Source organism: Pseudomonas sp. NPDC086251 (assembly GCF_044746405.1).
Classification (GTDB): domain Bacteria; phylum Pseudomonadota; class Gammaproteobacteria; order Pseudomonadales; family Pseudomonadaceae; genus Aquipseudomonas.
Map to the genome: position 1 here is coordinate 60,728 of NZ_JBIVBY010000034.1, position 14,635 is coordinate 75,362.

The following is a 14,635-nucleotide window of genomic DNA, read 5'->3' on the forward strand; positions in this document are numbered from 1 at the left end:
GCCCGGCCACTTGCCTAGGCTAAACTGCGCAGCATTGCCTAGGAGCCGACACATGCAAAACCCACAGAATCTGATCTGGATCGACCTGGAAATGACCGGTCTGAACCCGGATACCGACGTCATCATCGAAATGGCCACCATCGTCACCGACAGTGACTTGAACACCTTGGCCGAAGGTCCGGTGATCGCCATCCACCACAGCGATGCAATCCTCGCCGGCATGGACGAGTGGAATACCCGTCAACACGGCGGCTCCGGGCTGACCCAACGGGTTCGCGACAGCCGCATCAGCATGGCCGAAGCCGAAGCCGAAACCATCGCCTTCCTGAAAAAATGGGTGCCGAAGGGCAAGTCGCCGATCTGCGGCAACAGCATCTGCCAGGACCGTCGTTTCCTCTATACCCACATGAAATCCCTGGAAAGCTTCTTTCACTACCGCAACCTCGACGTGTCGACGCTTAAAGAGTTGGCCGCACGCTGGGCGCCGGACGTGCGCGACAGCTTCAAAAAGGGCAGCACCCACCTGGCACTGGACGACATCCGCGAATCGATCGCCGAACTGCAGCACTACCGCAAGCACTTCATCAAGTTCTGATTCTGCGTGGCGAGGGCTTTTGTGGCGAGGGAGCTTGCTCCCGCTGGAGTGCGAAGCACTCCCCTGCATTCTTCCAACCACATTGCATTCGCAGGTTTTACGACTGCTTCGCAGTCGAGCGGGAGCAAGCTCCCTCGCCACAGGTTCTCGGTGCTGTTCCTTGCCCTCTTTTGGTGCCGCCTCGAAGTGGCTAGACTGCGCGCCTTCCTGCAAGGACCGCCACCATGTTGCTGATGCTTTACCTGATTGCCATTACCGCCGAAGCCATGACCGGTGCCCTGTCCGCCGGCCGTCGCGGGATGGACTGGTTTGGCGTGGTGCTGATCGCCTGCGTTACCGCCCTCGGTGGCGGCTCGGTGCGCGACGTGTTGCTCGGCCATTACCCGCTGACCTGGGTCAAACACCCGGAATACCTGGTGCTGACCTCGGTCGCGGCGATGTTCACAGTCTTTGCTGCACGCTGGATGCGCCACTTGCGCTCACTGTTTCTGGTGCTCGACGCCGTGGGCCTGGTGGCGTTCACCCTGATCGGCTGCATGACCGCCCTGGAAATGGGCCACGGCATGCTCGTGGCCTCGGTCAGCGGCGTAATCACCGGGGTTTTCGGCGGCATCCTGCGGGACATCTTCTGCAACGACATCCCGCTGATCTTCCGCCGCGAGCTCTACGCCAGCGTCTCGTTCGCGGCGGCGTGGTGCTACATGCTCTGCATCTACCTGCAAGTGCCAGGCGAACAAGCGATCCTGATCACCTTGTTTGGCGGCTTCCTGCTGCGCCTGCTGGCCATCCGTTTCCACTGGGAAATGCCCAAGTTCGTCTATAACGACGAAGCCTGATTTCAGCGGCACGATGTGGTCACTGAATAGAGGTGAGCGTCGAAATATCCTGTCTAAGAAGAAGTCGTGTGGTCTACGTGGTTTAAATGGGGTGAAAAGATCTTAAATAGGGTAATTCGTTAATGGATTACCCTGTTTAGCGTGGGGTTGCTTCACATCTGACGCTCATAGCTATGGTCGACATGGCGTTGAAGCGCATTTTGCCTTTTTCAATTACAGAGCTTGAAGAGGCTTGCCCTGGCGTGAGTCGTGACACTGTGCGTATGGTCTTACGCTCATTGAAAGCTGAAGGACTAATTGAGTCGACTGGAAAGGGGCGTAGCGCCAAGTGGATAAAGCCATCGGGTGTTGATCTGCAACCTTGAACCTATTTCGCTGCGTCTCTTAACGGAGAGATCCAGCGTTGTCCGCGCGCTGCTCGTGTTGCTTCAGTGCCCACTCAACGTGTTCCCGGACCATTTCCGACGGGTACTCGCGTCGCGCTTTCAACGCTTCCAGCACCGGAATGGTTGAAGGCGCATTGCCCAGCCCCACCGCCAGATTACGCAGCCAACTGTCATAACCGGCGCGCCGCAAAGGCGAACCTTCGGTGTTGCCGAGAAACTTTTCCTCGTCCCACATGAACAATTCGGCCAGTTCCGCGTTGTCCAGGTTGTGCCGGGGCTTGAAGTCGCTTTCGCCGGAGGGGCGGGCGAAGCGGTTCCATGGGCAGACGATCTGGCAGTCATCGCAGCCAAATACTCGGTTGCCAATCAGCGGTCGCAGGTCTTCGGGAATGGCGCCTTTGAGCTCGATGGTCAGGTAGGAAATACAGCGCCGGGCGTCCAGTACATAGGGGCCGACGAAGGCGTTGGTCGGGCAGATGTCGAGGCACGCGGTGCAGCGGCCGCAGTGTTCGGTGGCGTGGGGCGCGTCCACCGGCAGCGGTAAATCGACGAACAGTTCGGCGAGGAAGAAATAGCTGCCGGCCTTGCGATTCAAGACCAGGGTGTTTTTGCCGATCCAGCCCAGGCCGGCCTTTTCCGCGATGGCTTTTTCCAGCACCGGGGCACTGTCGACGAAGGCGCGGTAGCCGAAGGGGCCGATGACGGCTTGAATCTTTTCGGCCAGATGTTGCACGCGCTTACGAATTAATTTGTGGTAATCGCGGCCCAGGGCATAACGCGAGACGTAGGCTTTTTCCGGTTGGGCCAGCAATTGCGCCATTTTGGTGTCGCCCGACAGGTAGTCCATGCGCAACGAAACCACGCGCAAAGTGCCCGGCACCAATTCTTCCGGATGCGAGCGTTTGCTGCCGTGGGCGCCCATGTAGTCCATTTCGCCGTGGTAGCCGGCTTCGAGCCAGCGCTCCAGGTGCTGCTCATGCTCGGCCAGGTCGAGGCCGCTAATGCCGACTTGCTGGAAACCCAGCTCACGACCCCAATCCTTGATGGATTGGGCGAGGGCGGGCAGGTCTGTGGTAATTGCGGGCATGAGGCGAGAGAAACCGGAGCTGAGGTGCGTATAATTCTGCCAGACATCGGAGCCCGAAGACGCATGCCGCACACTAAAGATGAATTACCCGACGCGCTGTACAGCGCCGCGCAAGTCCGTGGGCTCGATGCGAGCCTGATCGCGGCCGGCACACCGGGCTTCGAATTGATGCAGCGCGCAGCCCATGCGACCTGGCGGGCGTTGGTCCGTCAATGGCCGACAGCCCATGAACTGACGGTGCTGGCCGGCCATGGCAACAACGCCGGTGACGGCTATCTGGTGGCGGTACTGGCCCGGCGGGCCGGGTGGTCGGTTCGTGTGCTGGCTGCTGGCGATCCTCAGCGTTTGCAGGGTGATGCAGCGTTGGCGCATGCCGAGGCCGTCGCCGAGAACGTCACTATCGAAAGCTGGACCGCGCAGGCGCAATTGCGCGGCGTCGTGCTGGATGCGTTGCTGGGCACCGGCCTGACCGGTGAAGTGCGCGAGCCCTACGCCAGCGTCATCGCGTCGATCAATGCCAGCGGTTTGCCAGTGGCGGCGGTGGATATCCCTTCAGGGCTGTGCGCCGACACCGGTCGCAGGCTCGGTTCTGCGGTGCGAGCCGACCTGACCGTGACGTTCATCGGTTTGAAACTGGGGCTTTTCACCGGTGATGCGGCAGACGTGGTCGGCGAACTGGTCTTCAACGACCTGCAAGCACCACCGGAATTATTCGATGGGGCGCCATTCACGGCGCGTCGTCTGACGGCCTGTAACCTGCCACGCCTCGCATCCCGGGCGCCCGCTTCGCACAAAGGCAAGTTCGGTCATGTCCTGTTGATCGGCGGTGATCGCGGTTTTGGTGGCGCGATCCTGCTGAGCGCGCAAAGTGCGCTGCGCAGTGGGGCCGGCATGGTGTCCCTTGCGACTCGCAGTGAACATATTTCCGCTGCCTTGACGCGGGTGCCCGAAGCCATGGTGCTGGGGACTTCGTCGGCCAATCAATTGATGGGCCTGCTGGAGAAGGTCAGCGTGCTGGTCGTCGGCCCGGGGCTTGGTCAAGCGGCGTGGGGACGCAGTCTGTTGTCGGCCGCGGCTAACGCACCGCTGCCACAAGTCTGGGACGCTGATGCGTTGAATCTCCTGGCCAGCGAACACGTGAGCTTGCCCAAGGACTGTGTGATCACCCCGCACCCCGGCGAAGCGGCGCGGTTGCTGGGGATATCGACGGCCGAGGTTCAGGCGGATCGTCCCGCGGCCGCACACGCATTGAGCAAAAAATACACCGCCGTGGTCATTCTGAAAGGCGCCGGCAGCCTGATCGCCAGCCCCGATGGGCGTTTGGTGGTGTGTCATCAGGGCCATCCGGCCATGGCCACTGCCGGTTTGGGCGATGTGCTGGCCGGTCTGGTCGGCGCCTTGCTGGCCCAAGGCATGCCGGCGTTCGAGGCCGCCAGCCTGGCGGTCTGGCTGCACGCCAATGCCGGCGCGCAACAAGGTAAATCGGGCCGAGGGCTGGCGGCCAGTGATCTGATCCCAGCCATTCGTCAGTTATTGGAGGAGCAAGCACCGTGTCTGAAGTAACCCTGTACCTGGCTGATGAAGAGGCGATGACCGCGTTTGGCGTACGCATCGCACAAACCACCGAAGGGCACGGTCTGATTTTTCTCGAGGGGGACCTGGGGGCGGGTAAAACCACGCTGTCCAGGGGCATCATCCGGGGCCTGGGGCATGTGGGCGCGGTAAAAAGTCCGACCTTCACCCTGGTCGAACCTTACGAGATTGGCGACATCCGGGCCTTCCATTTCGACCTCTATCGCCTGGTCGATCCTGAAGAGCTGGAGTACCTCGGCATCCGCGATTACTTCGAAGACGACGCGTTGTGCCTGATCGAATGGCCCCAGAAGGGTGCAGGCTTTTTGCCAAAGCCCGACCTGACCATTACCATTAGCCCGCAAGACAGCGGGCGTTCGCTGAAAATTTTATCCCAGGGCTCGCGTGGCGAGTCGTGGTGTGCCGCTTTGGCATTGGAATCCAATTAAATGATGGGGTTAGGTATGCGCTTTCGCGCGTTGGTTGCTGCCGTAGGGGTGTTGTTTTTGGCGGTGACCGTCGACGCTGTGGCCGAGACGAAGGTCAACAGTGTTCGCCTGTGGCGGGCTCCGGACAACACACGGCTGGTGTTCGACCTGACCGGCCCCGTCCAGCACAGTGTTTTTACCCTGAGCTCCCCCGATCGGCTGGTGATCGACATCAATGGAGCCAGTCTTGGCGCGCCTTTGAACGTCAACAGCTCGAACACCCCGATCACCGCGATGCGCTCGGCTCAGCGTACGCCGACCGACCTGCGGGTGGTCATCGACCTGAAAAAAGCCGTCACGCCGAAAAGTTTTACCCTGGCGCCGAATGCCCAGTACGGCAATCGCCTGGTGGTCGACCTGTTCGATAACCCGGCCGACGCTGCGCCAATCCCGCCGCCGACCAACGTCGCAACGGTGGCCCCGGTCCCGGTCACTCCGGTGGAGCCGGCGGTCAAGCTGCCGCCCGCACCGGCCGGCAAGCGCGACATCATTGTGGTGATCGACGCCGGCCACGGTGGCGAAGACCCGGGCGCCTCGGGTTCTCGCGGTCAGCGTGAGAAAGACGTGGTGCTGGCCATCGCCCGCGAATTGCAGCGTCAGGTCAACGGCATGAAAGGCTTCCGCGCCGAACTGACCCGTACCGGCGACTACTTCATCCCCTTGCGCGGCCGTACCGAAATCGCTCGCAAGAAGGGCGCCGACCTGTTCGTGTCGATCCACGCCGACGCCGCGCCTTCCGCCGCTGCGTTTGGTGCGTCGGTGTTCGCCTTGTCTGATCGCGGCGCCACTTCCGAAACCGCCCGTTGGCTGGCCGACAGTGAAAACCGTTCCGACTTGATCGGTGGTGCCGGCAACGTCAGCCTCGATGACAAGGACCGCATGCTGGCAGGCGTACTGCTCGATTTGTCGATGACCGCCTCCCTGACGTCCAGCCTGAACGTCGGCCAGAAGGTGCTGACCAACATTGGCCGCGTCACGCCACTGCACAAACAGCGCGTGGAGCAGGCCGGGTTCATGGTACTGAAATCGCCGGACATCCCGTCGATCCTGGTGGAAACCGGGTTCATCTCCAACGCCAACGAAGCCTCGAAGCTTGCTGCGGCGAACCACCAGCAGGCGCTGGCGCGTTCGATCAGCAGCGGCGTGCGCCAGTTCTTCCAGCAGAACCCACCGCCGGGCACCTACATCGCCTGGCTGCGTGATTCCGGTGGGATCGCCCAAGGTCCGCGTGACCATCGGGTCAATCCCGGCGAGACGCTGGCGATGATTGCCGTGCGCTATCAGGTGTCTCCGGCCACGCTGCGCAGCGCCAACAAGCTGTCGAATGATGAGCTCAAGGTCGGTCAGCACTTGACCATTCCTGGCACTGAACTGGCGGCCAAAGAATGAACCAGGTGTTGACCAATACGTCTCGCATCGAGCTGCTCAGCCCACGGCTGGCGAACCAGATTGCCGCCGGCGAGGTGGTTGAGCGCCCGGCCTCGGTGATCAAGGAGCTGCTGGAAAACAGCCTCGACTCCGGCGCCAGGCGTATTGATGTCGACGTCGAACAGGGCGGGGTCAAGCTGCTGCGGGTGCGCGATGATGGCAGCGGCATTTCTGCCGATGACTTGCCGCTGGCCCTGGCGCGTCACGCCACCAGCAAGATCCGCAACCTCGAAGACCTTGAACAAGTCATGAGCCTGGGGTTTCGTGGCGAGGCACTGGCGTCGATCAGTTCCGTGGCACGCCTGACCCTGACTTCCCGCACCCGCGATGCCGATCAGGCCTGGCAGGTCGAGACCGAAGGCCGGGACATGGCGCCGCGCGTGCAGCCGGCCGCCCATCCGGTGGGCACGTCGGTTGAAGTGCGTGACCTGTTTTTCAACACCCCGGCGCGACGCAAGTTTCTCAAGACCGAAAAAACCGAATTCGATCACCTGCAAGAAGTGATCAAGCGCCTGGCGTTGGCGCGTTTCGATGTGGCGTTCCATTTACGCCATAACGGCAAAACCATTCTCAGCCTGCACGAGGCCCACGATGACGCGGCCCGCGCCCGGCGAGTGGCGGCGATCTGTGGTTCGGGTTTTCTGGAGCAAGCGCTGCCGATCGAAATCGAGCGCAACGGCTTGCACCTGTGGGGTTGGGTCGGATTGCCGACGTTCAACCGCAGCCAGGCGGACTTGCAGTACTTCTTCGTCAACGGCCGTGCGGTGCGCGACAAGCTGGTGGCCCACGCGGTGCGCCAGGCGTACCGCGACGTGCTGTTCAACGGCCGGCACCCGACGTTCGTGCTGTTTTTCGAAGTCGATCCGGCGGGCGTCGACGTCAACGTGCACCCGACCAAGCACGAAGTACGCTTCCGTGACGGGCGCATGGTCCACGATTTCCTCTACGGCACCTTGCACCGCGCCTTGGGCGATGTGCGTCCGGAAGATCATCTGGCCGCGCCTGTGGCGACGGCCATCGTTCGACCGACCGGCATCGATGCCGGCGAATTCGGCCCGCAAGGCGAAATGCGCCTGGCGGCCAACGCGTTGCTTGAGCAGCCACAGGCGCAGCCCGCCTTTAATACAGCGGCAGGTTCGGGCGCTGGCGCCGGTTATCAATATCAGTACACGCCCCGGCCTCAGTCCGGCGTTCCCGTCGCCGAAGCCCAAGCCGCTTATCGCGAGTTCTTCGCGCCGCTGCCCGAAGCCAATGCCGTGGCGCTGCCGGCCGGACAGGACGATATCCCGCCGCTGGGTTACGCGCTGGCGCAGCTCAAGGGCATCTACATTCTTTCGGAAAACGCCCAGGGCCTGGTGCTGGTGGACATGCACGCCGCTCACGAGCGGATCATGTACGAGCGCCTGAAAATCGCCATGGCCAGCGAAGGCCTGAGCGGTCAGCCGTTGCTGGTGCCGGAATCCCTGGCCGTCAGTCAGCGTGAAGCCGATTGCGCCGAAGAGCACGTCGCCTGGTTCCAGCGCCTGGGTTTTGAATTGCAGCGCCTGGGCCCGGAATCCCTGGCGATCCGGCAGATTCCGGCGTTGCTCAAGCAGGCCGAAGCCAATCGACTGGTCAGCGACGTCCTCGCCGACCTGATGGAATACGGCACCAGCGACCGCATTCAGGCGCACCTGAACGAACTGCTCGGCACCATGGCGTGTCACGGCGCGATTCGTGCGAATCGGCGTCTGGCGATCCCCGAAATGAACGGTCTGCTGCGCGATATGGAAAACACCGAGCGCAGCGGTCAATGCAACCATGGCCGACCGACCTGGACCCAACTGGGCCTGGACGATCTGGACAAACTGTTCTTGCGCGGTCGTTGATGAGCCAGCTCCCTCCTGCGATTTTCCTGATGGGACCGACGGCTGCCGGCAAGACCGACCTGGCCATCGAACTCACCAAAGTCTTGCCTTGCGAGCTGATCAGCGTCGATTCGGCGCTGGTCTATCGCGGCATGGACATCGGCACCGCCAAGCCTTCGAAAGCGCTTTTGGCCGAATTTCCACACCGTCTGATCGATATTCTCGACCCGGCGGAGAGCTATTCGGCCGCCGATTTCCGTCGTGACGCGCTCGAAGCCATGGCCGAGATCACCGCGCGTGGAAAAATTCCGCTGCTGGTGGGCGGCACAATGCTCTATTACAAGGCTTTGGTCGAAGGTCTGGCGGACATGCCGGCAGCCGATCCCGAGGTTCGCGCGCAGATCGAAGAAGAAGCTGCACGCCTTGGCTGGCAGGCCCTGCACGAGCAATTGGCGGTGATCGACCCGGAATCTGCGGCGCGTATTCATCCGAACGATCCCCAGCGCCTGAGTCGAGCACTGGAAGTTTATCGGGTCAGTGGTCAGAGCATGACCGCACTGCGTTTGCAACAATCTGCGCAAAGTACTGAAGCAGCCGCTTCGGGACGTCAACAATTGCCCTATACTGTCGCGAACTTGGCGATTGCTCCGGCAAATCGGCAGGTACTGCATGAGCGAATTAAACAAAGATTCACGCTAATGTTGGAACAGGGATTCATTGACGAGGTCGTAGCCCTGCGTAAGCGAAGTGACCTGCACGCCGGGTTGCCGTCGATACGTGCAGTAGGCTACCGACAAGTCTGGGACTACCTGGATGGCAAGCTGACGCAAGCCGAGATGCAGGAGCGTGGGATCATTGCCACGCGCCAATTGGCGAAGCGCCAGTTCACCTGGCTGCGCAGTTGGGCTGATTTACACTGGTTGGACAGCCTGGATTGCGACAATCTGCCGCGCGCCTTGAAATACCTGGGGACCATCTCCATATTGAGCTGAGTCCTTGCAATTGCCGTCTATCCTTGGGGGTGTGACGGCCACAAGCCATCTGTTTACCTATTTTTTATATTGAATCCTTAAAGGAGTGCGGCACATGTCAAAAGGGCATTCGCTACAAGACCCTTACTTGAATACTTTACGTAAAGAGAAAGTTGGGGTGTCCATCTACCTGGTCAACGGGATCAAACTGCAAGGTACGATCGAGTCGTTCGACCAGTTCGTTATCCTGCTGAAAAACACCGTCAGCCAAATGGTTTACAAACACGCTATCTCTACAGTGGTGCCGGTTCGTCCAATTCGTCTGCCTAGCGCAACCGAATCCGAAGCTGGTGACGCTGAGCCAGGTAACGCCTGATAGGAGTCTCCTTTGTTCTTTGAGCGCCACGGTGGTGGTGAGCGAGTGATCCTCGTTCACTTGGATGGACAGGACCCTGAGGCGCGCGAAGATCCGCAGGAGTTTCAGGAATTGGCTAATTCGGCCGGCGCCGAGACCGTTGCGTTTTTCAACGTGCCGCGTCATCGGCCAACCGCCAAATTCCTGATTGGCAGCGGCAAGGTCGAGGAGCTGCGCGATCTGGTCCATGCCGAAAAGGCCGATCTGGTCATCTTCAATCACATCCTCACGCCCAGTCAGGAACGTAACCTCGAACGTGTTTTCGAGTGTCGCGTGATCGACCGCACCGGTCTGATTCTCGATATTTTCGCCCAACGCGCCCGTACCCATGAAGGCAAGCTCCAGGTAGAACTGGCCCAGCTTGACCACATGAGCACCCGGCTGGTTCGTGGCTGGACCCACCTTGAGCGTCAGGGTGGCGGTATCGGCATGCGTGGCCCGGGTGAAACCCAGCTGGAAACCGACCGTCGTTTACTGCGGGTTCGCCTGCGACAGATCAAGGGCCGGCTGGAAAAAGTACGCAGTCAGCGCGAACAGTCGAGACGCGGCCGTTCGCGTGCGGATATTCCTACCGTGTCCCTGGTGGGGTATACCAACGCCGGCAAATCCACGCTCTTCAATAACGTGACGAAATCCGACGTGTACGCGGCTGACCAGTTGTTTGCCACGCTGGACCCGACCTTGCGCCGTCTGGAACTGGACGACCTGGGGCCGATTGTCCTGGCTGACACGGTGGGTTTCATCCGCCACTTGCCCCACAAACTGGTCGAGGCATTTCGGTCTACGCTCGAAGAGTCGAGCAACTCGGACCTGCTGTTGCACGTGATCGATGCGGCGGAACCGGATCGCATGTTGCAGATCGAGCAGGTAATGGTGGTGCTGGGCGAGATCGGTGCCCAGGACTTGCCGATCCTCGAGGTCTATAACAAACTCGATTTGCTTGAAGGCGTTGAGCCACAAATCCAGCGCGACGAAAACGGCAAGCCCCAGCGGGTCTGGCTGTCGGCGCGTGATGGCAGTGGTCTGGAATTGCTTGAGCAAGCCATTGCCGAATTGCTGGGCAGTGAATTGTTTGTTGGCACCTTGCGCTTGCCGCAACGTTTTGCTCGACTGCGTGCGCAGTTTTTCGAACTCGGTGCGGTACAGAAAGAAGAACACGACGAAGAAGGCATCAGCTTGCTGGCCGTTCGCTTGCCACGGGTCGAGTTGAATCGATTGGTGAGCCGCGAAGGTTTGCAGCCGACTGAATTCATCGAGCAACACACTTTGCAATAAAAGCCTGAGAAAGCGGTTGTGCCGTGGTGACAGGCATTCTGTAGCATTGGTCGGCGCGCCGTGGGTGCGTCTTTGCTTTATCAGATGGAGAGCGCTATGGCTTGGAATGAGCCGGGTGGCAACTCGAATAATCAGGATCCTTGGGGTGGCAAGCGCCGCAATAACGGCGACCGCAAGGGGCCACCGGATCTCGACGAGGCCTTCCGAAAGCTGCAGGAAAGCCTGAACGGGTTGTTCGGTGGTGGTAAGAAACGGGGTGATGACGGCGGTGGTTCGGGCAAGAGTGGCGGCTTCGGCGGCATTCTTGGTGTCGTTCTCGTCGTGTTGGCGGCCGTTTGGCTGTACAGCGCGGTTTACGTCGTCGACGAGCAGGAGCAAGCCGTGGTGCTGCGCTTCGGCAAGTACTACGAAACCGTAGGCCCGGGTTTGAACATCTATTTCCCGCCGCTCGATCGCAAGTACCTGGAAAACGTCACGCGTGAGCGTGCCTATACCAAGCAGGGTCAAATGCTGACTGAAGACGAAAACATCGTCGAAGTGCCGCTGACCGTGCAGTACAAGATCAGCAACCTGCAGGACTTCGTCCTGAGCGTCGACCAGCCGGAAATCAGCCTGCAGCACGCGACTGAAAGTGCCTTGCGCCATGTGGTGGGTTCCACCGCGATGGACCAGGTGCTGACCGAAGGTCGTGAATTGATGGCCAGCGAAATCAAGGAGCGTCTGCAACGCTTCATGGATACTTATCGCACCGGCATCACCGTCACTCAGGTCAACGTACAGAGCGCAGCGGCACCGCGTGAAGTGCAGGAAGCCTTCGATGACGTGATCCGTGCCCGTGAAGACGAGCAGCGTTCGCGCAACCAGGCTGAAACCTATGCCAACGGTGTCGTGCCGGAAGCCCGTGGTCAGGCCCAGCGCATCATCGAAGATGCCAATGGTTACCGTGACGAAACCGTCTCGCGCGCCAAGGGTGAGGCAGATCGCTTCACCAAGCTGGTGGCCGAGTACCGCAAGGCACCTGAAGTCACCCGTGAGCGTCTGTACCTGGACACCATGCAGGAAGTCTTCAGTAATACCAGCAAGGTTCTCGTGACCGGCAACAAGAATGGCCAGAGCAATCTGCTGTACTTGCCGCTGGACAAAATGGTCGAAAGTGGCCGCAACACCAGCACTTCGGTGACCGGTGCGGCAGCCAGCAGCAATGAAGCGAATGCGCGTGCGGCAGCTGATCTGCAGCAACAGCCAGCACGTACCAGGGAGAGTCGCTGATGAGCAATAAATCGCTGATCGCCCTTATTGTCGGCGTCGTCGTGGCGATCGCTGCCTGGAACTGCTTCTACATCGTGGCTCAGACCGAGCGTGCGGTGCTGCTGCAGTTCGGTCGCGTGGTCCAGGCTGATGTTCAGCCGGGCCTGCATGTGAAAGTGCCTTACGTTAACCAGGTGCGCAAATTCGACGCCCGCCTGATGACGCTGGATGCACCGACACAACGCTTCCTGACGCTGGAAAAGAAAGCCGTCATGGTCGATGCCTACGCCAAGTGGCGCGTGAAAGATGCCGAGCGCTTCTACACCGCAACGTCCGGCCTCAAGCAGATTGCCGATGAACGTCTTTCCCGTCGTCTGGAATCGGGCCTGCGTGACCAGTTCGGTAAGCGCACGCTGCACGAAGTGGTGTCCGGTGAGCGCGATGCGCTGATGACCGATATCACGGCGTCGCTGAACAAGATGGCGGAAAAAGAGCTGGGCATCGAAGTGGTCGATGTTCGGGTCAAGGCTATCGACCTGCCGAAAGAAGTGAACCGCAGTGTGTTCGAGCGTATGAGCTCCGAGCGTGAGCGTGAAGCTCGCGAGCACCGTGCCAAGGGTAACGAGCTGGCAGAAGGCATCCGTGCCGACGCTGATCGTCAACGCCGCGTGCTGCTGGCTGAAGCCTATCGTGAATCTGAAGAGGTTCGCGGTGACGGTGACGCCCAGGCCTCTGCGATCTACTCCAAGGCCTACGGCCAGGACCAGGAGTTCTACGGTTTCTATCGTAGCCTGCGCGCCTACCGTGAAAGCTTCGCGAACAAATCCGACGTCATGGTCCTGGACCCAAGCAGCGACTTCTTCCGTTACCTGGAAAAAGCCAAGCCTTGATACGGCGTTGACCTGAATCATCCCCCGCCTGGCGGCTAAAGCCTCGGGCGGGGTGATCCTTTGGGAAAACGTGTGTATGATGCGGCAGCCGGGAAATTCCCGGCTTTTTTGCGTCTGCACGTTTGATTGCGGTTGTCAGGCAAGACATCGAGTTGAATGACTCGACAGGTTTTTCGAGGAAAGTGGTTGGCGAAGCCGATATCAGGCTTTTCGCCACGTTGTTCTTGCGCGTGGTTTGTGCACGAACCGATCATTTTCTGCTTCACTCAAGGCTCGCCCAACGGCTTGCCGCCCGGATCATAGGGGAATGGCGTAATGGCAACGGTAGACCGCTGGCTGCTGCCAGATGGCATCGAAGAAGTACTGCCACCAGAAGCGGCGCGCATCGAAGTAGCGCGTCGCCAGGTGTTGGATCTGTTCCAGAGCTGGGGTTACGAGTTTGTCGTGACTCCCCATATCGAGTACCTGGAATCCCTGCTGACCGGCGCGGGCCAGGACCTCGATCTGCGTACCTTCAAGGTCATTGACCCGCAATCGGGTCGGCAGATGGGTTTCCGTGCCGACATCACGCCGCAAGTGGCGCGCATCGATGCGCACACCCTGCGTCGCGAAGGCCCGAGCCGTCTGTGCTACGCCGGCAGCGTGCTGCACGCTCAGCCACGGGCCTTGTCGTCCTCGCGCAGCCCGATTCAGCTGGGCGCCGAGTTGTACGGCGATGCCAGCCCGAGCAGCGACGTGGAAGTCATCAGCCTGATGCTGGCCATGCTGCAACTGGCCGATGTGCCGGATGTGCACATGGACCTCGGTCATGTCGGCATCTACCGTGGCCTGGCCCGCGCCGCCGGTTTGTCCGGTGAAGTTGAACAACAGTTGTTCGATGCATTGCAACGCAAGGCGATCGACGAGGTCATTACCTTGACCGAAGGCTTGCCTGCCGATTTGTCGGGCATGCTGCGAGCGTTGGTCGACTTGTGTGGCGGCCGAGAAGTATTGAGCGCTGCCCGCGAGCGTCTGGCGAATGCGCCGGCGCCGGTTCTGGCTGCTCTGGACGACTTGCTGGCGATTGCCGAGCGTCTGTCCACGCGTTTCCCTGAATTACCGCTTTACTTCGACCTGGGCGAGTTGCGCGGCTACCACTACCACACCGGTGTGGTGTTCGCGGTGTTCGTGCCGGGTGTTGGCCAGTCCATTGCTCAGGGCGGTCGTTACGACGACATCGGCGCCGACTTCGGTCGCGCTCGTCCAGCAACCGGCTTCTCTACCGATTTGAAAACCCTGGTGACCCTGGGGCGTGCTGAGATCGAGTTACCGTCTGGCGGTATCTGGATGCCAGACAGTACGGATGCGGCACTCTGGCAGCAGGTTTGCCAGTTGCGCAGTGAGGGTCAGCGTGTCGTTCAGGCATTGCCTGGGCAACCTTTGGCCGCCGCCCGTGAAGCGGACTGCGACCGGCAATTGATTCAGCAGAACGGGCTTTGGCAAGTATCGCCACTGGCTTCTTGAGTTTTCCTGTCGGCCGCGGCCGGCACCAAGTTTGCGCGAATGAGGACAAGTGTTAAGGGTAAGAATGTCGTAGTCCTTGGCACCCAAGGGGGTG

At 60.5% G+C, this 14,635-nt stretch carries 13 protein-coding genes and 1 pseudogene; 13 read left to right on the plus strand and 1 reads right to left on the minus strand.

Going from position 1 to position 14,635, the window contains the following annotated elements; all coding sequences use genetic code 11:
* Positions 1-52 precede the first annotated feature (52 nt).
* From orn to ACIPL2_RS29135, 3 genes and pseudogenes are all read left to right on the plus strand, one after another.
* Positions 53-595 carry an oligoribonuclease gene (gene orn / locus ACIPL2_RS29125; protein WP_401362518.1) on the plus strand — a complete coding sequence of 181 codons (543 nt, stop codon included), beginning with the start codon at positions 53-55 and terminating at the stop codon, positions 593-595.
* A gap of 224 nt (positions 596-819) precedes the next feature.
* Entirely contained in the window at positions 820-1,431 is a 612-nt protein-coding gene (locus tag ACIPL2_RS29130; RefSeq protein ID WP_059405822.1) for a trimeric intracellular cation channel family protein, read from the plus strand.
* A gap of 188 nt (positions 1,432-1,619) precedes the next feature.
* A pseudogene (locus ACIPL2_RS29135) lies at positions 1,620-1,796 on the plus strand (cell filamentation protein Fic); the annotation flags it as partial.
* A gap of 19 nt (positions 1,797-1,815) precedes the next feature.
* On the opposite strand, the gene queG reads toward ACIPL2_RS29135, so the two are convergent.
* Positions 1,816-2,904 (minus strand): tRNA epoxyqueuosine(34) reductase QueG, encoded by a 1,089-nt coding sequence (gene queG / locus ACIPL2_RS29140; protein WP_401362520.1) that lies wholly within the window; start codon positions 2,902-2,904, stop codon positions 1,816-1,818.
* 63 nt (positions 2,905-2,967) lie between these two features.
* Between queG and ACIPL2_RS29145 the strand changes: the two genes are divergently transcribed.
* The 10 genes from ACIPL2_RS29145 to ACIPL2_RS29190 all read left to right on the plus strand — a co-directional run bounded on the left by ACIPL2_RS29145 (position 2,968) and on the right by ACIPL2_RS29190 (position 14,541).
* Positions 2,968-4,467, plus strand: coding sequence for an NAD(P)H-hydrate dehydratase (locus ACIPL2_RS29145; RefSeq protein WP_401362522.1), 1,500 nt, complete (start codon positions 2,968-2,970; stop codon positions 4,465-4,467).
* On the plus strand, positions 4,455-4,925 hold the full coding sequence (gene tsaE / locus ACIPL2_RS29150) for a tRNA (adenosine(37)-N6)-threonylcarbamoyltransferase complex ATPase subunit type 1 TsaE (protein ID WP_401362525.1): 471 nt from the start codon (positions 4,455-4,457) through the stop codon (positions 4,923-4,925). Before ACIPL2_RS29145 ends, tsaE begins: the two co-directional genes overlap by 13 nt.
* Entirely contained in the window at positions 4,926-6,353 is a 1,428-nt protein-coding gene (locus ACIPL2_RS29155) for an N-acetylmuramoyl-L-alanine amidase (RefSeq protein ID WP_401362528.1), read from the plus strand.
* On the plus strand, positions 6,350-8,260 hold the full coding sequence (gene mutL / locus ACIPL2_RS29160; protein WP_401362531.1) for a DNA mismatch repair endonuclease MutL: 1,911 nt from the start codon (positions 6,350-6,352) through the stop codon (positions 8,258-8,260). Before ACIPL2_RS29155 ends, mutL begins: the two co-directional genes overlap by 4 nt.
* Positions 8,260-9,231, plus strand: a complete 972-nt coding sequence (gene miaA, locus ACIPL2_RS29165) for a tRNA (adenosine(37)-N6)-dimethylallyltransferase MiaA (protein WP_401362539.1) — start codon at positions 8,260-8,262, stop codon at positions 9,229-9,231. The genes mutL and miaA overlap by 1 nt, the downstream gene beginning before the upstream one ends.
* A gap of 94 nt (positions 9,232-9,325) precedes the next feature.
* Positions 9,326-9,586 carry an RNA chaperone Hfq gene (hfq, locus tag ACIPL2_RS29170; protein ID WP_007902656.1) on the plus strand — a complete coding sequence of 87 codons (261 nt, stop codon included), beginning with the start codon at positions 9,326-9,328 and terminating at the stop codon, positions 9,584-9,586.
* Positions 9,587-9,598: 12 nt separating this feature from the next.
* The gene (gene hflX / locus ACIPL2_RS29175) at positions 9,599-10,900 is read left to right on the plus strand and encodes a ribosome rescue GTPase HflX (protein WP_401362534.1); all 1,302 of its coding nucleotides are present in this window, start codon (positions 9,599-9,601) and stop codon (positions 10,898-10,900) included.
* A gap of 96 nt (positions 10,901-10,996) precedes the next feature.
* Positions 10,997-12,169 carry an FtsH protease activity modulator HflK gene (gene hflK / locus ACIPL2_RS29180; protein WP_059405813.1) on the plus strand — a complete coding sequence of 391 codons (1,173 nt, stop codon included), beginning with the start codon at positions 10,997-10,999 and terminating at the stop codon, positions 12,167-12,169.
* Positions 12,169-13,038, plus strand: a complete 870-nt coding sequence (hflC, locus tag ACIPL2_RS29185) for a protease modulator HflC (protein WP_027921982.1) — start codon at positions 12,169-12,171, stop codon at positions 13,036-13,038. The genes hflK and hflC overlap by 1 nt, the downstream gene beginning before the upstream one ends.
* Before the next feature lie 315 nt (positions 13,039-13,353).
* Entirely contained in the window at positions 13,354-14,541 is a 1,188-nt protein-coding gene (locus tag ACIPL2_RS29190; RefSeq protein ID WP_007939588.1) for an ATP phosphoribosyltransferase regulatory subunit, read from the plus strand.
* Positions 14,542-14,635 lie beyond the last annotated feature (94 nt).